This window comes from Streptomyces sp. NPDC050485, assembly GCF_044458185.1.
Taxonomy (GTDB): Bacteria; Actinomycetota; Actinomycetes; order Streptomycetales; family Streptomycetaceae; genus Streptomyces.
Genome location: NZ_JBITHR010000009.1, coordinates 34,518 through 53,587 on the forward strand (window position 1 = coordinate 34,518; position 19,070 = coordinate 53,587).

A 19,070-nucleotide genomic window follows, 5' to 3' on the forward strand; every position below is an offset into this window, starting at 1 on the left:
AGCCATCGTGCCTCGTACCGTCAGGGACGTCGTCTTCGTCGACGGCGTCCGCACCCCGTTCGGCAAGGCGGGCCCGAAGGGCATCTACCACGAGACCCGGGCCGACGATCTGGTCGTCAAGGCGATCCGGGAGCTGCTGCGCCGCAACCCGGCCCTCGACCCCGCGAAGATCGACGAGGTGGCCATCGCCGCCACCACGCAGATCGGTGACCAGGGTCTGACTCTGGGGCGGACCGCCGGGATCCTCGCCGGGCTGCCGCAGTCCGTGCCGGGCTACTCCATCGACCGCATGTGCGCGGGCGCGCTCACGGCCGTCACCACCGCCGCGGGCTCCGTCGCCTTCGGCGCGTACGACGCCGTGATCGCCGGTGGCGTCGAGCACATGGGCCGCCACCCGATGGGCGAGGGCGTCGACCCGAACCCGCGGTTCGTCAGCGAGAAGCTGGTCGACGAGTCGGCCCTGTTCATGGGCATGACCGCGGAGAACCTGCACGACCGCTACCCGCACATCACCAAGCAGCGCACCGACGAGTACGCCGTGCGCTCGCAGGAGAAGGCCGCCAAGGCGTACGCCGACGGCAAGATCCAGCAGGACCTGGTGCCGATCTCGGTGCGCAACACCAACGCCGAGGTGGGCGAGACCGGTTGGGGTCTGGTCACCGCCGACGAGCCGATGCGCCCGGGCACCACCCTGGAGAACCTGGCCGGTCTGAAGACCCCGTTCCGCGTGCACGGCAACGTGACCGCGGGCAACGCGGCCGGTCTCAACGACGGTGCCACCGCGTCGATCATCGCGTCCGAGGACTTCGCGCGCGAGAACGGCCTGCCGGTCAAGATGCGCCTCGTGTCGTACGCCTTCGTGGGCGTCGAGCCGGAGGTCATGGGCTACGGCCCGATCCCCGCGACCGAGAAGGCCCTCGCCAAGGCGGGCCTGACCATCGAGGACATCAACCTCTTCGAGATCAACGAGGCGTTCGCCGTCCAGGTCCTCGCGTTCCTGGACCACTACGGCATCGCCGACGACGACGCGCGCGTCAACCAGTACGGCGGCGCCATCGCCTTCGGCCACCCGCTCGCCTCCTCCGGCGTACGTCTGATGACGCAGCTGGCGCGGCAGTTCGAGGAGCAGCCGGAGGTCCGCTACGGCCTCACCACCATGTGCGTCGGCTTCGGCATGGGCGCCACGGTCATCTGGGAGAACCCGCACCACAAGGACGCCGGAGGCAGCAAGTGAGCACCACCACCGCTGAGCTTCTCAAGGGCGCGGCCGAGCTGTTCCCCGACGAGGTCGTGACGTCGGCGCACGTCCGTCACCTCGATCTGCCGTACGGCGCGGGCACGTTCGCCCTGATCACTCTCGACAACGGCTTCGACCACACCAAGCCGACCACCTTCGGCCCCGGTTCGCTCGCGAACCTCAACGCCGCCATCGACCAGGTGGAGAAGGAGGCGGCCGAGGGCGCGATCGTCGGCGTCGGTGTCACCGGCAAGCCGTTCATCTTCGCGGTCGGCGCCGACCTCAAGGGCGTCGAGATCCTCAAGAAGCACGAGGACGCGCTCGCCATCGGCAAGAGCGGCCACGAGGTCTTCAAGCGCCTCGCGGGCCTCGCGGTCCCGACGTTCGCCTACTACAACGGCGCGGCCATGGGCGGCGGTGTCGAGGTCGGTCTGCACTGCACCTACCGCACCGTCTCCAAGGCGTTGCCCGCCTTCTCGCTGCCCGAGGTCTTCCTCGGTCTGGTCCCGGGCTGGGGCGGCTGCACGCTGCTCCCCAACCTGATCGGCGCCGACAAGGCCGTCGCGGTCATCATCGAGAACTCGCTGAACCAGAACCGCCAGCTCAAGGGCAAGCAGGTCTTCGAACTCGGCATCGCCGACGCCCTCTTCGAGGGTGCCGACTTCCTGGAGCAGTCCCTCATCTGGACCGCGAACGTCCTGAAGGGCGACGTCACCGTCGAGCGCCCCGAGGTCGACCGCGGCGAGGCCTGGGACCAGGCCGTCGCCAAGGGCCGCTTCATCGCGGACTCCAAGGTGCACGGCGCCGCCCCGGCCGCCTACCGCGCGCTCGACATCATCGCAGCGTCGAAGAACGGCGACCTCCAGGCCGGTTTCGACGCCGAGGACAGCGCGCTCGCCGACCTCATCATGGGTGGCGAACTGCGGTCCGGCATCTACGCGTTCAACCTGGTCCAGAAGCGCGCCAAGCGCCCGGCCGGCGCGCCGGACAAGAACCTGGCCCGCCCGGTGACGAAGGTGGGTGTCGTCGGCGCCGGCCTCATGGCCTCGCAGCTGGCGCTCCTGTTCCTGCGCCGCCTCGAAGTGCCGGTCGTCCTGACCGACATCGACCAGGAGCGCGTCGACAAGGGTGTGGGCTACGTCCACGCCGAGATCGACAAGCTGCTCTCGAAGTCCCGGATCAACCAGGACAAGGCCAACCGTCTCAAGGGCCTGGTCTCCGGTGTCCTGGACAAGGCCGAGGGCTTCTCGGACGCCGACTTCATCATCGAGGCCGTCTTCGAGGAGATCGGCGTCAAGCAGCAGGTGTTCGCGGAGGTCGAGGCGGTCGCCCCGGCACACGCGATCCTCGCCACCAACACCTCCTCGCTGTCGGTCACCGAGATGGCGTCGAAGCTGAAGCACCCCGAGCGGGTCGTCGGCTTCCACTTCTTCAACCCGGTCGCGATCCTGCCGCTCCTGGAGATCGTCCGGGGCGAGCAGACCGACGACGCCTCGCTGGCCACCGCCTTCGGCGTCGCGCGCAAGCTGAAGAAGACCGCGGTCCTGGTGAAGGACGCCCCGGCGTTCGTCGTCAACCGCATCCTGACCCGCTTCATGGGCGAGATCCAGAACGTCATCGACGAGGGCACCCCGGTCGCCGTCGCCGAGAAGGCCGTCGAGCCGCTCGGTCTGCCGATGTCCCCGCTGGTCCTCCTGGAGCTGGTCGGCCCGGCCATCGGCCTGCACGTCTCCGAGACCCTCAACCGCGCCTTCCCGGAGCGGTTCACGGTCTCCGAGAACCTCGCGGCCGTCGTCAAGGCGGGCAAGCGCGGCTTCTACGTGTACTCCGCCGAGAACGGCTTCAAGCCGGAGCTGGACCCGGAGGTCGCGGCCCTCCTCAAGCAGGGCGATGTCGTCCTGACCGAGGAGCAGACCCGCGACCGCGTCCTGGACGCGGTGGCGCAGGAGATCGGTCTGATGCTGGACGAGGGCGTCGTCGCCGAGGCCCAGGACATCGACCTCTGCCTGATCACGGGCGCCGGCTGGCCCTTCCACCTGGGCGGCATCACGCCGTACCTGGACCGCGAAGGCGTCTCGGAGCGCGTGAACGGAAGGAAGTTCCTGGCGCAGGGCGTCGCGAGCGTCCCGGCGTAACGCCGTTCGGAGTTGCCTGAGCGAGGGCCCCCGCACTTCGGTGCGGGGGCCCTCGTCTTGCCCCAAGTCGCGCTGCCAGCAGGGCTGTTGACGGTGCGTCATATGTGCAACGGAGGCCCGGGACCGATGGTGCGGTCCCGGGCCTCCGCGTACGGTGCGGTGCTGTGCGGTGCGTCAGACCTGCTGCCAGGCTTCCAGGGCGAGGCCCGGCTCGTCGGTGCGCTGGCGGGTGATCCGCAGGCCGCCGTCGGCGGTGAACACGCCGAGCACGATGCGTCCGTCGGCGTCCAGCGTCAACGCCGGGGCGCCCGCGCAGACTTCGCCGGTGGGGGTCCAGGTGACCCCGGCCTCCTCCTGCTCGGTCGGGTAGGCGGCTATCGCCGGGCGGCCGTCGCGGTCGCGCTGGGCCAGCACCGTGCAGTCGACGCCGTCGATCTCCGTGCGCAGCAGCGCGACCGGGCCCGATCCCGCGCCGCCGAGCGGCTCGGTGGGGCCGTCGCCGCGCCAGGCGCGCAGCTCGCCGGACTTGGCGTCGCGCAGGAAGAAGGTGATCCGGCCGCCCTCGCCGGTCTGCAGGCCGCCGATGGTGGCGGACTCCGGGTCGGCCGCGAGCTTGTCGAGCCGCTCGAAGGTGCCGCCCGCCGCGGCCCGCTCGAAGCGCATGATGCCGGTGTCGGACGGGGCGTGGATGACCATCCGGCCGCCCTCGGCCGCGACGACGGATATGGAGCGGTCGGCGCCGTTGCCGTTGAGGTCGGCCCACCCGGCCCACTTGCCGGAGGGCTCCTGGCCGCGCGCGGAGACCCCGCCGAAGGCGTTGCGCACCACGATCTGAGCGTTGCCCGCCGAGTCCACCCCGGCCGAGGGATGGCCCATCCTGAGGCCGAGCTTCCAGTCCTTGCGGGGGTAGGGGGAGCCGACCACGGCCCAGTTCTTGACCGGTCGGCCCGACTGGTACTGGATGGCGTGCACGAGCTCGGTCCAGGTGCCGCCGTCGTCCATCGGGGTGTGCCGCAGCGCCGCCATGTGCACATAGCCGTCGGCGCCCTGCGCGATCGAGAGGTGCGACTGGAGTCCGGTGCCCGGGGCGACCAGCTCGGGGCCGGTCCACGCGCCGCCCGGCCGCGTCTCGGTCCAGCGGGCGACGCCGCCCTGCGCGGGTGCGTACGCCGAGAGCCGACCGTCCTTGCCGAGCCGCAGCCAGCCGGTGACCGTGGGGCGGCCGTCCTCGGTCGCCACGACCGGGGTGGCGGGGGACGGTGCGGTGACGACGCCTCCGGTCCGGGCGGGCTCCCGCTGCGATGCCTGTCGAGACCTCAGTGCCATGGTCCACGACCACCTTTCCCCACCGGATCCGCGTGGCGCGGCCGGGTCCAGCAAACCAGCGACTTTCTGTGACCATAACACTGGTCACCGCCCCTGATTTCCCCGGGAATTCCGTCCCGGCGTGCGGCCTTTCGTCACCCGGCGCAGGCGCGCGGGGCGCCCGGCCGACGACCGGCGTACGGCCGTGCGGGTGAGCGGTCAGTCCGCGCGCACGTAGAACACGGCCCCGTCCACGACCGCGCTCCTCTCGTACTGCGACGCGAGGAGCCGGCGCAGGGTGGGGAGGCGGTCGGGGGCGTAGGGCCGGCCCTGGGAGTCGTCCACGATCAGCTCCGGGGGGCGGTCGGCGAGCTCGGCGCGGAAGACCGGCCAGGACCCGTCGACGCCGTACTTCTCCCCCACCTGGGGGCCGTCCCGGCCGCCGCTGTAGTTGGTGAGCAGCCCCGCGGTCAGATAGCGGCTGGCGGGGGCGCGCCGGGCCAGCCAGTACGTCTCGGGGTGTATGCCCCAGACCAGGACCCGGTCGGCGGGTCCGGTGCGGGCGGTGACGGCGGTGGCGAGCCGCTCGGTGTGGACGAGGTCGGGGCGCGGTGCGAGCAGGCCCCACAGCAGGAAAAGGGCGCAGCTGCAGGCGGAGGTGAGCAGCGCGCTGGTGAGCCGGTACGGCGGCAGGATCTGCAGCGCGCCGGTGGCGAGCAGCACCAGGGGCGGGATGAGCTGGAGGTAGTAGTGGCCGAAGAAGTGGCAGCCGAGCAGGACCGCGCCCGCCGACGCGATGAGCCAGAGCCACAGGTCGGCGGCGCCGGTCCTGGCGCTGCGCAGGACCCGTACGACCGGCGGGAGGAGCCCGGCGCAGCCCGCGGCGAGGATGGCGGTGTTGGCCAACGCCCGGGTGAGGACGTGGAGTTCGGACCCGGCGAAGGTGGCGTACGCCCCCGATCCGGTGACCGTCCAGAACAGGAAGCGGGACGGCCCGGCGAGCAGGGCCACCAGGGCGATGGGGGTGATGACGCCAACTGCCGTACGGAGCAAGGAGGTTCGCCGGGATCCCGGGTGCTGCCACAGCAGCCACAGGACGGGGACGAGGGCGGCGCCGCCGGTCTGCTTGGTGAGGCAGGCACCGGCGACCGCGAGACCGGCGCGGGTCCAGTTGCCGCGGTCGGCGCACCGGACGGCGGCCGCCGTGAAGGGCAGCATGAAGACTTCGAAGGTGGCGGCCTGCGCGTCCTCCGGGTTGAGCCCGATGGAGACCAGCAGATACAGGACGCCGGCGGCGCGGCCCGCGCGGTCGCCCCAGCGGTGGCGGGCGGTCGAGGCGAGCGCGAGCGCGGTGAGCAGCTGGGCCGCTACCGCGGCGAGCCGGAGCGGGCCGAGCGAGCCGTCGCCGCACAGCGCGAATGCGGCTTCGTAGAGCCAGGGCAGCAGGGGCGGCTTGCGGTCGACGACCGTGGTGTACAGCGTGCCGCCGCTCGCCAGGAGCCGTGCCTGGACGGCGAGATAGCCCTCGTCGGGGTTCCACAGCGGATGCCGGAAGGAGGGGAGGCGGGTGAGGAGGGCCAGTACGGCGAGCACCAGGAGCAGCCGCCGCCAGTAGCGCTCAGGGGTGCCGACGGGCGGGTCCGCGGGGCGGCGGCGCTGGCCCGGCAGCGCACTCGTGGTCACGGATCGTAGCGAGGGCGGCGGCTCGGCGAGCATGCGGGCCACCCTATGCGGCCCCGTACGCCCTGCTGAGGAGGGACATACGGGGCCGCGGCGAAATAGGGCTTCGATTACCGGGAGTTGTGACCGGGGTGGGGCACGACGCGGCTGTGCCGGCGGCCGTAGCCGAAGTAGACGACCACGCCGATCACCATCCAGACGCCGAACCGGATCCAGGTCTCGGCGGGCAGGTTGAGCATCAGCCACAGCGAGGCGGCCACCGCGCCCGCGGGCACCCACGGCACCAGCGGGGTGCGGAAGGAGCGTGGCAGGTCGGGGCGCGTGCGGCGGAGGATGACGACGCTCACCGCGACGACGACGAACGCGAACAGGGTGCCGATGTTGACCAGTTCGGCGAGCTGGCTGAGGCTGGTGAAGCCCGCGACGATCGCGATCAGCACGCCGAGCAGGATGGTCGGCCGGTGCGGGGTGCGGAAGCGCGGGTGGACGTGCGAGAAGAACCGGGGCAGCAGCCCGTCCCGGCTCATCGCGAAGAAGACCCGGGTCTGGCCGAGCAGCAGGATCATGCAGACCGTGGTCAGACCGACCGCGGCGCCGAAGCTGATGACGCCCGCGAAGAAGGGGTGGCCGGTGGACTTGAAGGCATCCGCGAGCGGTGCGTCCACCGTGAGCTGGGTGTAGGGCTCCATGCCGGTGACGACGATGGAGACGGCCACGTAGAGGATGGTGCAGATGAGCAGCGAGCCGAGGATGCCGCGCGGCATGTCCCGCTGCGGGTTCTTGGTCTCCTCGGCGGCGGTCGCCACGATGTCGAAGCCGATGAAGGCGAAGAAGACGACGGAGGCGGCGGTGAAGATGCCCATCACGCCGAAGTTGGTGGGGGCGTAGCCGAACATCAGCTCGATGAGCGGGGCCTTGAGGCTGCCGCCCGCGGTCTGCGCCTGCGCCTTGGGGATGAACGGCGAGTAGTTGGCGGACTTGATGAAGAACGCGCCCGCGATGATCACGATCAGCACGACCGTCACCTTCACGGCGACGACGACCGAGGTGACCCGGGCCGACAGCTTCATGCCGAGGACGAGGATGCCGGTGAGCACCAGGACCAGGGCGGCCGCCAGGATGTCGAAGCCGAACCCGTGGGCGCCGTCGCGGCCGCTGAGCGACTCCGGCAGGTGCCAGCCCGCGTTGTCGAGCAGCGAGCGGACGTAGCCGGACCAGCCGACCGCCACCACGGCGGTGCCCAGGGCGAATTCGAGCACCAGGTCCCAGCCGATGATCCAGGCGGGCAGCTCGCCGAGCGAGGCGTAGGAGAAGGTGTACGCCGATCCCGCGACCGGGACCGTGGAGGCGAACTCCGCGTAGCAGAGCGCGGCCAGCGCGCAGACGACACCCGCCACCACGAACGCCAGGGAGACCGCGGGCCCGGCGTTCTCCTTGGCGACCTTGCCGGTGAGAACGAAGATCCCGGTGCCGATGATGACTCCGACCCCGAAAACGGTGAGGTCGAGAGCTGACAGGGACCTTTTGAGTGCGTGTTCTGGCTCCTCTGTGTCTTGGATTGACTGCTCGATCGATTTAGTCCGGAACAGACCGGTACTGGCCACCCGTGCACCTCCGCTAGCTCAACGTCCTCGCCATGATCGGGAGGAGTGGCGGTACGGGTACCGGGCCGGGCGCGTTATTCACGCGAACGGGCCGGACCGATCACCCGTACAGGGAGATCGGTCCGGCCCGTTGACCCGGCGGTCACATGATCAGTCGCGAGCGGGTTCCACCGCCGCGCTGCTCTCCTCGAACCGGCCGTCGAGCTTGGACACCAGACCGGTGACCTGGCGCGCGATGTCCGGCGCGGTCAGCCCGATCTCCGCCATGACCTCGCCGCGCGAGGCGTGGTCGAGGAAGCGCGGCGGAATGCCGAAGTCGCGCAGCGGCACATCGACGCCCGCGTCGCGCAGCGCCTGGCTGACGGCCGAACCGACGCCGCCGACCCGGCTGTTGTCCTCCACGGTGACGACGACGCGGTGCTGCTCGGCGAGCGGCGCCATGGCCTCGTCGACCGGCTTGACCCAGCGCGGGTCGACCACGGTCGTCGAGATGCCCTGGGCGTCGAGCAGATCGGCGATCTCCAGGCACATCGGCGCCAGCGCGCCGACGGACACCAGGAGTACGTCCGGGCGGACGGTCGCCGCGGACGGCTCGCGCAGGACGTCCATGCCGCCGATGCGGCCGACGGCCTTGACGGCCGGACCGACCGCGCCCTTCGAGAAGCGCACCACGGTCGGGGCGTCCTCGACGGCGACGGCCTCGCGGAGCTGGGCGCGCACCTGGTCGGCGTCGCGCGGGGCCGCGATCCTGAGGCCGGGCACGACCTGGAGGATCGACATGTCCCACATGCCGTTGTGCGAGGCGCCGTCGGTGCCGGTGACGCCGGCCCGGTCGAGCACGAAGGTCACCCCGCACTTGTGCAGCGCGACATCCATCAGCACCTGGTCGAAGGCGCGGTTGAGGAACGTGGCGTACACCGCGAAGACGGGGTGCAGCCCGCCGGTGGCGAGGCCCGCCGCGGAGACCGCGGCGTGCTGCTCGGCGATGCCGACGTCGTAGACCCGCTCCGGGAAGGCCTTGGCGAACTTGTCGAGGCCGACCGGCTGGAGCATGGCCGCGGTGATCGCGACGACGTCCGCGCGCTCCTTGCCGAGCCTGACCATCTCCTCGCCGAAGACCGAGGTCCAGTCCAGGCCGGAGGTCGAGACGGGCAGCCCGGTGTCCGGGTGGATCTTGCCGACGGCGTGGAAGCGGTCGGCCTCGTCCGCCAGGGCCGGCTGGTAGCCGCGGCCCTTCTCGGTGAGGCAGTGCACGATGACCGGGCCGCCGAAGCGCTTGGCGCGCGTCAGGGCCGACTCCAGGGCCTCGATGTCGTGGCCGTCGATGGGGCCGACGTACTTCAGGCCCAGGTCCTCGAACATGCCCTGCGGGGCGATGAAGTCCTTGAGGCCCTTCTTGGCGCCGTGCAGGGTCTCGTACAGCGGCTTCCCGACGACCGGGGTGCGCTCCAGGAGGTCCTTGCCCTTGGCCAGGAAGCGCTCGTAGCCGTCGGTGGTGCGCAGGGTGGCGAGGTGGTTGGCGAGGCCGCCGATGGTCGGCGCGTAGGAGCGCTCGTTGTCGTTCACCACGATCACCAGGGGGCGGTCCTTGGCGGCGGCGATGTTGTTCAGCGCCTCCCAGGCCATGCCGCCGGTGAGCGCGCCGTCGCCGATGACGGCCACCACGTGGTCGTCCTTCCTGAGCACCTCGTTGGCCTTGGCGAGGCCGTCGGCCCAGCCGAGGACGGTGGAGGCGTGGCTGTTCTCGATGACGTCGTGCTCGGACTCGGCCCGGGCCGGGTAGCCGGACAGGCCGCCCTTCATCTTCAGCTTGCCGAAGTCCTGCCGCCCGGTGAGCAGCTTGTGGACGTAACTCTGGTGTCCGGTGTCCCAGAGGACCTTGTCCTTGGGAGATTCGAAAACGCGGTGCAGAGCGATGGTCAGCTCCACCACACCGAGGTTCGGACCGAGGTGGCCGCCGGTCTTGGAGACCGCGTCGACCAGGAAGGTCCGGATCTCTGCCGCCAGCTGTTCGAGCTGCTCCGGGCTGAGCCGGTCAAGATCGCGCGGTCCCCTGATACGGGTAAGCAGCGGCACCCGTGCCTCCTTGCATCCGTGCTGGTCGAGCATGCCGATCCGTTGAGTCTAATGTTCCGCCCGCGGGCGCGATCGCGGGGCGGTGCCTTCGGCGTCACCCGTACGGGTCAACCGCGCCGCCGCGCACGGACGTGCCCGGCGCCGTGGGGGCACCGGGCACGTCGGGAAGTGCGGAGGTCAGGCGCGGCCCGCCGACTTCTGGGTCTTACGGGTGACGGCGTCGATGATCACGGTGATCAGAAGCACACCGCCGGTGATCATCTGCTGGATCGCGGCGGCGACGCCCTCCAGGGCGAGGCCGTACTGGATCGAGGTGATGACCAGGACACCGAGGAGCGCGTTCCAGGTCCGGCCGCGGCCGCCGAAGAGGCTGGTGCCGCCGATGACGGCCGCCGCGATGGCGTTCATCAGGAGGTCGCCGCTGCCGGCGCCCTGGTTGGCCGCGCTGATCTTGGAGGCCAGGAAGAGGCCGCCGACCGCCGCGAAGGTACCGGAGATCGCGTAGACCGAGGTGCGGACCATGACGATGTTGATACCGGCCCGGCGGGAGGCCTCGACGCTGCCGCCGAGCGCGAAGATCATGCGGCCGTACGAGGTGCGGCGCAGCACGAAGTCCGTGAGGATCAGCACCGCGAGGAAGATCACCACGGCCAGCGGCAGGCCCTTGTTCTGGTTGAACATGAACGCGGCCGCGAAGGCCACCACCGCGATCAGCGCCGTGCGCAGCACGATCTCGTTGAGCGGACGCGAGGGGATGCCCGCGGCCTCACGACGGCGGCTGTCGAAGAACGCCGACAGGAAGAACGCGGCGACGGCCACCGCCGCGGCGCCGTAGGCCACCGCGATGTCGCTGAAGAAGTAGTTGGACAGGTCGTAGAAGGCGCCCGAGTCGCTCGTGTTGATCGTGCCGTTGTCGCCGAGGATCTTCAGCATGAATCCGCTCCAGAAGAGCAGACCGGCCAGCGTGACGGCGAAGGCGGGGACACCGATCTTCGCGAAGATGTAGCCGTGGATGGCGCCCGCGACCGTACCCGTGAGGACGGAGAGGACCAGGGCCAGCCACTCGTTCATGCCGTGGGTGACGCTCAGCACCGCGAAGGAGGCGCCCGCGACACCGCTGACCGAGCCGACCGACAGGTCGATCTCGCCGAGCAGCAGCACGAAGACGATACCGACGGCGATCATGCCCGTGCCCACCATGGCGACGGAGATGTCCGACAGGTTGCCCGCGGTGAGGAAGTTCGAGTTCAGGCTCTGGAAGACGATGCAGATGATGATCAGGCCGACGATGACGGGCAGGGCGCCCAGGTCACCGGCGCGGAGCTTCCGCCTGAACTCGCCGACGTAGCCCGCGAAGCCCTGTTCGCGCACGAGCAGCCGGGGGTCGACGGCGGTGACCGCCGCCTCCGCCGCGGGCGGGGCGTCGACGGGGGCCGCGTGCGGCTTGCCGAGCTCGGTCGGGGAGGTCTTGTCGGTGCTCACTTCTGAACCTCCGCGTTGCGCGCCGCACGGCGGGTCACGGCGTTGTCCGTGGCCCCGGTGATGGCGGAGATGATCTCTTCCTGCGAGGTGCTCTTCACATCGAAGACACCATTGTTCCGGCCGAGCCGGAGCACCGCGACCCTGTCGGCGACGGCCTTCACATCGGCCATGTTGTGGCTGATGAGGATGACCGCGTGGCCGCGCTCGCGCAGCCGCTCCACGAGGTCGAGGACCTGCGCGGTCTGCTCGACGCCGAGGGCCGCGGTCGGCTCGTCGAGGATGACGAGCTTGGGCTCGCCGAGCATCGAGCGGGCGATGGCGACGGTCTGGCGCTGGCCGCCGGAGAGCGAGGCGATCGGGATGCGGACGCTCGGGATGCGGATCGACAGCGTGGTCAGCAGCTCGCGCGAGCGGCGCTCCATCTCGACCTCGTCGAGGATGCCCCGCTTCTTCAGCTCACGGCCGAGGTAGAGGTTGCCGACGACGTCGATGTTGTCGCACAGCGCGAGGTCCTGGTAGACGGTCGCGATGCCCAGGTTCTGGGCGTCGTGCGGCTTGCCGATCTGGACGGCCTTGCCTTCCCACTCGATGACTCCGTCATCGATGGGGTGCACGCCGGCGATCGTCTTGACCAGCGTGGACTTTCCGGCGCCGTTGTCGCCCACCAGGGCGACCACTTCACCGGCGTGGACCTCAAGCTCTACGTCGGTGAGCGCCTGAACGGCACCGAACCGCTTGGAGACCCCGCGCAACGCCAACACGGGCGTAGCGGACACGTGAACCATCTCCTTCGCCGCCTGACCGGCGGGGATGCCGCGCCCTATGGGGTGGGGGCGCGGAGGTCGAGCAGAAGAGAACAGAGAAACCGAGAGAGGCCGAGAGAATCGGGAAAGGGGGAAACGTTCCGTCCGGTGCCCGCGCCCCGGCGGGGGCCGAATGTGCGGGCGCGGGCTCCGGATGAGCTTTCCGGGTGCTCAAGTCCCTTTTACTGAAAAGGACTTGGCGCTTTCAGCGAGCGGGACCCAGCCGGTCGGCCGGGGAACTACTTGAGGCCGAGCGTGTCGCAGGCGGCCTTGTAGTTGGCCGTGCAGATGTCGGCGATCGTGTAGATCTTGTCCTTGATGACGGTGTCCTTGATGTTGTCCTTGGTCAGCGAGACCACCGGGACGATCGTGGACGGGACGCCCTTGGTGGTCGGCGAGTCGACCTTCTTGGCGTCGAGCGAGCCGAGGTCCTGGCCCTTGGCGAGCTTGACCGCCATCTCGGCGGCGATGGCGTCCTCCTGCGGGTAGGACTTGTAGACGCTCATGTACTGCTCGCCCGTGATGATCCGCTGCACACCCGCGAGCTCGGCGTCCTGGCCGGTGACCGGCGGGAGCTTGGAGAGGCCGGCCGCCTTGAGGGCGGTGATGATGCCGCCGGCCATGCCGTCGTTGGCGGAGTAGACGCCGATGACCTTGTCCTTGCCCAGGGCGGAGAGCGCGCCCTCCATGTTGGCGTTGGCGTTCTCGGGCTTCCACTCCTTGGTGTCGTACTCCTTCCCGATGTTCACCTTGCCGTCGAGCTCGGCGTGGGCGCCCTTCTTGAAGAAGGCTGCGTTCGGGTCGGTGACGGCGCCGTTCATCATGACGATGTCGCCGGACTTGGCCTTGTCGCCCAGGGCCTGGAGGAGGGCCTTGCCCTGCACGTGGCCGACTTCCTCGTTGTCGAAGGACACGTAGGAGTCGATGGGGCCCTCGGCGAGGCGGTCGAAGGCGACGACCGGGATGCCCGCGTCCTTGGCCTTCTTGACCGAGCCCGCGATGGCCTTGGAGTCGACCGAGTCCACGATGAGCGCGTCCACCTTGTTGGTGATCATCGTGTCGGCCTGCTGGTTCTGGGTGGTCGCGTCCTGCTTGGCGTTCGCGTAGACGATCTGGCCCTTGCCGTTGGTCAGCTCCTTGACCTTGGCCTCGATCAGCGGCTTGTCGAACTTCTCGTAGCGAGCGGTCTGGTTCTCCGGCAGCAGCAGGCCGATCTTGAGGTCGTCGCCCTTCTTGGCACTGCTGCCGCTCGACGCCTTGGTACCGCCGCCGGACTGCTTGGCACTGCCACAGGCGGCGAGCGAGACGGCCATCGCGGTGGCGGCAACGGCTACAGCGGCACGACGCATGTTCGTGTTCACTTCAGAAACCTCCCTGACGAGGCCGCGACGTTGCGGCCGAGGTGGCTGGAAGTCAACTCGGCGTTAAGCCCACCGTCAAGGAGTAAATCCTTAACGAGATGACAACGGTGCCATCCGTTATCTAAGTGAAGGCAGGCGCCGAGCCGGGCAGAGCACTCTCCAAGAGGGTGGAATCCCCCATTTCGCTGAGTACGAGAGCGAGCGCGCCCAGCACTTCCGCGCGGCCGCCGAGCGCCCCCGGAAGAACCGTCAACTGCCGTGCGGCGCTGGGGATCGCGTACCGCGACACGGAGTCCCGGATGGGCCCGAGGACCAGCTCGCCGGCCTCCGCGAGGTCGCCGCCGAGGACCACCCGGCTGGGGTTCAGGAGGTTGCACAGGTTGGCCACGCCGCTGCCGATGTGGCGCCCGACATCCGCGACGACACGGCGGCAGCCGGGGTCGCCCTCGCGGGCCAACTGGACCACTCGCTCCATGGTCAGATCGGCTCCGTGGCTGGATTGCAGCAGCGGGAGCACATAGCGGGCCGCGGTGAAGGTCTCCAGACAGCCGCGGTTGCCGCAGCGGCAGACCGGGCCCGACTCGTCCAGCGTGATGTGCCCGATCTCGCCCGCGGTGCCGCCGGGCCCCCGGTAGATCTGCCCGTCTATCACCAGGCCCGCGCCGACACCGCTCGCGACCTTGATGTACGCCAGGTCCCGGACCCCGCGCCCGCTGCCCCAGACCAGCTCGCCGAGCGCGCCCAGATTGGCGTCGTTGTCGACGTACACGGGCACGCCCAGGCGGCCGGAGAGCTCCTCCCTGGGGTTGATGCCCGTCCAGCCCGGCAGGATCGAGGTGGAGCCGAGCGTGCCGGACTCCACGTCGATGGGGCCGGGCACGCCGAGGCCCACCCCGATGACCTTGTCCGGGCCGATGCCAGTGGCTGCGATCAGCCGCTTGACCAGCTCTTCCGCCCGGCCGAAGCCCTGCGCGGAGGAGGCGTCGACGTCCAGCGGCTCGGACTCCTCGGCGAGCACCTGGTGGGCCAGGTTGCCGACGGCCACCCTCAGGTGCGTATGGCCGAAATCGACTCCGATGACGATGCCGGCCGAGCCGCTGAGCGAGACGCTGCGGGCCCGGCGGCCGCCCGCCGAGGTGGGGGTGACCTCGACGGTCCCGCCGTCCTTCAGCTCGCGGACGATGTTGGAGACCGTGGCCGCGGAGAGGCCCGTCGTCCTGGCGATCTCGGCCTGGGTGAGCGAGCCCGCCATGCGCACGGCGCGTACGACCCGCTCAAGGTTGGCCCGGTGCAGTGACGTCTGCGACCCCGGAGTCTCCATCGACTCATCCACTCCCGCCGTAGGCGGACGGCACGACGGCCGCCCCCGCACGGAGCCGCAGCATTGAGGCCCCGTCTTTTCTCCAACATGTGAACCCTAAGCTCAGCCTTCTGGGTGGTCTCCCGTCAAGACCTGAGCTGATGCGGAGCGGATCGGGGAACGCGCGACCGCCCGCGGGCACGGGGCCCGCGGGCGGTCGGGGAGAGGGTCGGGGACCGGGCCGGCAGCTGCTCGGGGGCGCCCGCCGTCCGGCCCGGCGGCTACTTGAGGGCACCTGCCGTCAGGCCCGCCTGGACCTGCTTCTGGAAGACGATGTAGACGGCGAGCACCGGCAGCATCGCGATCGACAGGCCGGCGAACAGCGCCCCCCAGTCGCCCTGGTAGCCCTGCTGCACGGCGAGGTCCGCGAGTCCCTGGGTGAGCACCCAGTTCTTGGTGTCGCCCTGGTTGAGCACCAGGGGCAGCAGGTACTGGTTCCACTGGCCGAGCACGTTGAAGATGCCGATGCTGATGATGCCGGGCTTGGCCATCGGCAGCATGATCTGGAAGAAGGTCCGGGTGTGCGAGGCCCCGTCGATCAGCGCGGCCTCGGCGACCGTGGTCGGCAGCGTGCGGAAGAAGGCCGTCATGAAGAAGACCGTGAACGGCAGCGAGTACGCGATGTAGATGAGGATCAGCCCGGGCAGCGTGTTCAGGATGCCCAGGTTCTTGGTGACGAAGAAGAGCGGCACGAGCACCATCACCACGGGGAAGGCCATGCCGCCGACGAACAGGAAGTAGATGAACCGGTTGCCGGGGAACTCGAACCGGGCCAGCACATAGGCCGCCATCGACCCGAGCAGCATCGTGCCGGCGGTCGAAGCACCCACCACGAACGCGGTGTTGAGGAAGTACTGCCCGATGTTGGCCTTGCTCCAGGCCCGCGCCCAGTTGTCGAACTGGAAATGGGTGGGCAGCGACCAGGGGTGGGTGAGGATGTCGCCGGAGGTCTTGAACGAGCTCCACAGCGCCCACAGCAGGGGCACGCCCACCATGAGCGCCCAGACGAAGAGGAACACGTGCGAGAAGGCATTGAGCACGCCTCCCTCACTGCTGCGCCACTTCCAGCGGGCGGCGCTGGCGGCGGGTGCGGACGACTGCTCGCCGTCCACGTCCATCGTTTCGGTAGTCATCGCGCCACCCCTAGAATTCGATGCGCTCGCGGCGCGACAGCCGCATGCTGAGAATGGCGAACACCAGGGTCACGATGAGCATCGCGACACCCATGGCGGCGGCCATTCCGTACTGGCTGTTGTCCCGGAACGCCGTTTTGTAGAGGAGCAGCGGGACCACGTCGGTGGATTCGTCGGGGCCGCCGAGATTGACGGACATCAGCTGCACGTAGATGAAGGCGTCCATGGCGATGATGCCCATGTAGACCCAGGCGGTGGCCACCGTGTCCCGCAGCAGCGGCAAGGTGATCCGGAAGAACGTCTTGACCCGGGACGCGCCGTCCAGGAGCGCCGCCTCGTAGATCTCCCCCGGAATGGAGGCCATTCCGGCGGAGAACAGGACGACGTAGAAGCCGACGTTCGCCCAGACCATCACGACCATGATGCAGATCAGCGCGATGCTGGAATCGCCGAGCCAGGACTGCTGGAGGGAACTCAGACCAACGCTCGCCAAAAGGGAGTTGAGCATCCCGTTCTTGGTGTCGGGGTTGTAGATCTGCTGCCAGAGGATCGCGATGATCGTGATGGAGAGGACCTGCGGGAAGAAGAAGATCACCTTGTAGAGGCCGGAGCCCCGTACGCCGGCGACCCCCGCAGCACCCCTGCGGCGGCCGCCGACATTCAGCATGAAGGCGAAGAAGAGACCGAAAGCCAGCGTGACCACCGGCACGCACAGGAGCAGAAGGACGTTGTGCCACAACGCCTTCCAGAACAGGTCGTTGTGGATCAGCTTCTGGTAGTTGTCCAGCCCGATGAAGTTCTTCTCGGGCGTCAGTCCGCTCCAGCTCGTCATCGAAATCTGGAAGTCCTGGATGAACGGCGAGATCACGAGGACCCCGTACAGCGCCAGGGGAATTGCCAGGAATCCGATGATGAACCGGTACTTGCCGTGTCGCATGTCGCCGGTCGCTCTCGTCTCAGCCAGTAGTGGTAAGCGGCCTCGTCAGAGGTGCTTGAACTTCGGGACGGAGGAGTCCTTCTTGGTGTCGTCCGACGCCTTCTGGGCCTTGTCGATCCACTCGGCCGCCTTGATCTTGCCGCTGAGCAGGTCGAGCGTCGCGTTGCCGATCGTCTCGTTGTTCAGCTTCTTGTACCAGTCCTGCAGACGGGAGTTGAGGACGTTCTGCCCGGCCGCCTTCAGGGCGGCGTTGGCGGAGGTCAGGCCCGGCGTCAGGGTCAGTCCGTCGGCGGCGCCCGCGACGCAGGTCAGCGACTTGATGGCGTTGGTGAAGTTGGTGGTCTGCTTCTTGCTGAGCATGATGCGCAGCAGTTCCATGCCGCCGGTGGGGTTCTTGCCGTCCTTGGCGACGATGAAGGGCTCGCCGGCCGCCGCGTACAGGGCGCCGAAGGGCAGCTTGTCGCTCGGGCCGCTGCCGATGAGGGAGCCGACCGCGAGGTCGAAGTCCTTCGGCATGGTCGGCGCGGCCTCGTTCTCCACCCAGGAGCCGTCGGCGACCATCGCGGCCCGGCCCTGCGTCCAGGCGGTCTGCATCTGGATGTGGGTCATGCCCTCGGAGCCCTGAAGGAAGTAGCCCTGGCCCGCTAGCTCCTCGTAGTACGTGACGACTTCCTTGACGGCGTCGGTCTTGAAGGCACCGTCGTCGAGGTTGTCGATCGCGTTGAGGGCTTCCTTGCCGCCGACCTTGCCGATCTGGTGCAGCAGGTCGAAGTGCACGTAGTACGGGTACTTGCCCGGGTACGTGAACGGCGCGATGCCCGCGGCCTTGATCTTCTTGCAGAGCGCCAGCATGTCGGAGAAGGTCTGCGGGTACGTCCAGCCCTTCTCCTTGAACAGCTTGTTGGAGTAGAAGGTTCCGTAGACGGTGAACGCGTAGTTGAACGCGTACATCTCCGGGGAGCCGAACTGGCCCTGCTCGACGGTTCCGGCGATCAGGACGTCCCGGACCTTCTTCGAGGGGTCGTCGATGGTCGGCGCGTCGAGGAGGGACGTCAGGTCCTGGAGCTTGCCGGTCTTGGCGAGGGCGGCGGTGTCGAGGTTGTCGGCCCCGGAGTTGTCCATGAAGTCCGGCGGGGTGCTGCTCGCGAAGCGCGGCTGGAGCTTCGGGCCGATCGCCTGGGTGCCGGTGTGCTTGACCGTGATGCCGTACTTGGTGTTGTAGTCGGCCTCGGCGGACTTGATGTAGTCGTCGCCGAAGCCGCCCTTGAAGACGAACGCCTCCAGCGCGGCGCCCTTGTTGACCCCGAGCGGATTGTCCGCCGACTTGGTGCCCTGGGAACTCGGCTTCTTGGTGCTGTCACTGCTGCCGGAACTGGCACACGCGCTCAGCAGTGACGTCGCCGGCACAGCCAGCAGGCCGATCGCCATGGCCCGCTTGAGTGCGTCACGGCGGTTGATCTCGGATCCCATGCTCAAGTCCTCGCCTTCTCCAGGACTCATGCGGTGCAGCGGAATCCGCCGACGCCCGCGAACAGTTGAAGCGTGAGTGGTGCCGTACATCCATCGCGGAGAGCTGCCCGGTGCACGGGCCGAACCTGCCCGACGCACTCCCCCGCCCGCGTTCAGCGGGTTGCCCGGACGCCGACAGGTATAGTCCACTTCCCGTCAACTGAGCAAGATCGAAAGCAGGGTTGGCCGACAGTCTTTCCCGAGTTGAGACCTCGCGGATATATCCGTTGGTACGTACCAACGTGGACGAGGCTGCTCCTTTTGACGCGCATTACACACCTTGACGCCCGCATTGCCGCCCAGGAATCAGGCCATCCATTCCGGCCCGACACCCTTGACACCGGCCGCCACTTGCCGCGCTACTGGATCCTGCGTTTCCGCTCTGACAACGTTGTCCACTTCGCACCTGCCGACTGAAACCGGCTTTGCGCCGAAGGAAAGGGCTCGC

Annotated in this window: 13 protein-coding genes; 2 read left to right on the forward strand and 11 right to left on the reverse strand. The window is 69.0% G+C overall.

What is annotated here, in order from left to right; genetic code table 11:
* Nucleotides 1–7 precede the first annotated feature (7 nt).
* A complete protein-coding gene (locus ACIBK6_RS19675; protein WP_399052542.1) occupies nucleotides 8–1,234 on the forward strand; it encodes a thiolase family protein in 1,227 nt (408 codons plus the stop codon).
* The gene (locus tag ACIBK6_RS19680; protein WP_399052543.1) at nucleotides 1,231–3,372 is read left to right on the forward strand and encodes a 3-hydroxyacyl-CoA dehydrogenase NAD-binding domain-containing protein; all 2,142 of its coding nucleotides are present in this window, start codon (nucleotides 1,231–1,233) and stop codon (nucleotides 3,370–3,372) included. Before ACIBK6_RS19675 ends, ACIBK6_RS19680 begins: the two co-directional genes overlap by 4 nt.
* Nucleotides 3,373–3,546: 174 nt before the next feature.
* On the opposite strand, the gene ACIBK6_RS19685 is transcribed toward ACIBK6_RS19680, so the two are convergent.
* The 11 genes from ACIBK6_RS19685 to ngcE all read right to left on the reverse strand — a co-directional run bounded on the left by ACIBK6_RS19685 (nucleotide 3,547) and on the right by ngcE (nucleotide 18,583).
* Nucleotides 3,547–4,698, reverse strand: coding sequence for a hypothetical protein (locus ACIBK6_RS19685; RefSeq protein ID WP_399052544.1), 1,152 nt, complete (start codon nucleotides 4,696–4,698; stop codon nucleotides 3,547–3,549).
* A gap of 198 nt (nucleotides 4,699–4,896) precedes the next feature.
* Nucleotides 4,897–6,393 carry a glycosyltransferase family 39 protein gene (locus tag ACIBK6_RS19690; RefSeq protein ID WP_399052545.1) on the reverse strand — a complete coding sequence of 499 codons (1,497 nt, stop codon included), beginning with the start codon at nucleotides 6,391–6,393 and terminating at the stop codon, nucleotides 4,897–4,899.
* 74 nt (nucleotides 6,394–6,467) lie between these two features.
* On the reverse strand, nucleotides 6,468–7,961 hold the full coding sequence (locus ACIBK6_RS19695) for an amino acid permease (protein ID WP_399052546.1): 1,494 nt from the start codon (nucleotides 7,959–7,961) through the stop codon (nucleotides 6,468–6,470).
* A 150-nt stretch (nucleotides 7,962–8,111) separates the two neighbouring features.
* Nucleotides 8,112–10,037, reverse strand: coding sequence for a 1-deoxy-D-xylulose-5-phosphate synthase (gene dxs, locus ACIBK6_RS19700; protein ID WP_399052547.1), 1,926 nt, complete (start codon nucleotides 10,035–10,037; stop codon nucleotides 8,112–8,114).
* Between the two features lie 177 nt (nucleotides 10,038–10,214).
* Nucleotides 10,215–11,519 carry a sugar ABC transporter permease gene (locus tag ACIBK6_RS19705; RefSeq protein ID WP_399052548.1) on the reverse strand — a complete coding sequence of 435 codons (1,305 nt, stop codon included), beginning with the start codon at nucleotides 11,517–11,519 and terminating at the stop codon, nucleotides 10,215–10,217.
* Nucleotides 11,516–12,304, reverse strand: a complete 789-nt coding sequence (locus ACIBK6_RS19710) for an ATP-binding cassette domain-containing protein (protein ID WP_399052549.1) — start codon at nucleotides 12,302–12,304, stop codon at nucleotides 11,516–11,518. The genes ACIBK6_RS19705 and ACIBK6_RS19710 overlap by 4 nt, the downstream gene beginning before the upstream one ends.
* Before the next feature lie 257 nt (nucleotides 12,305–12,561).
* Nucleotides 12,562–13,671 carry a sugar ABC transporter substrate-binding protein gene (locus ACIBK6_RS19715; protein WP_399052769.1) on the reverse strand — a complete coding sequence of 370 codons (1,110 nt, stop codon included), beginning with the start codon at nucleotides 13,669–13,671 and terminating at the stop codon, nucleotides 12,562–12,564.
* 133 nt (nucleotides 13,672–13,804) lie between these two features.
* Nucleotides 13,805–15,004, reverse strand: a complete 1,200-nt coding sequence (locus ACIBK6_RS19720) for an ROK family transcriptional regulator (RefSeq protein WP_399052550.1) — start codon at nucleotides 15,002–15,004, stop codon at nucleotides 13,805–13,807.
* 260 nt (nucleotides 15,005–15,264) lie between these two features.
* Nucleotides 15,265–16,176, reverse strand: coding sequence for a carbohydrate ABC transporter permease (locus ACIBK6_RS19725; protein WP_399052551.1), 912 nt, complete (start codon nucleotides 16,174–16,176; stop codon nucleotides 15,265–15,267).
* A 10-nt stretch (nucleotides 16,177–16,186) separates the two neighbouring features.
* The gene (locus ACIBK6_RS19730; RefSeq protein WP_399052552.1) at nucleotides 16,187–17,113 is read right to left on the reverse strand and encodes a carbohydrate ABC transporter permease; all 927 of its coding nucleotides are present in this window, start codon (nucleotides 17,111–17,113) and stop codon (nucleotides 16,187–16,189) included.
* A gap of 45 nt (nucleotides 17,114–17,158) precedes the next feature.
* Nucleotides 17,159–18,583, reverse strand: a complete 1,425-nt coding sequence (gene ngcE / locus ACIBK6_RS19735) for an N-acetylglucosamine/diacetylchitobiose ABC transporter substrate-binding protein (RefSeq protein WP_399052553.1) — start codon at nucleotides 18,581–18,583, stop codon at nucleotides 17,159–17,161.
* Between the last annotated feature and the right edge of the window lie 487 nt (nucleotides 18,584–19,070).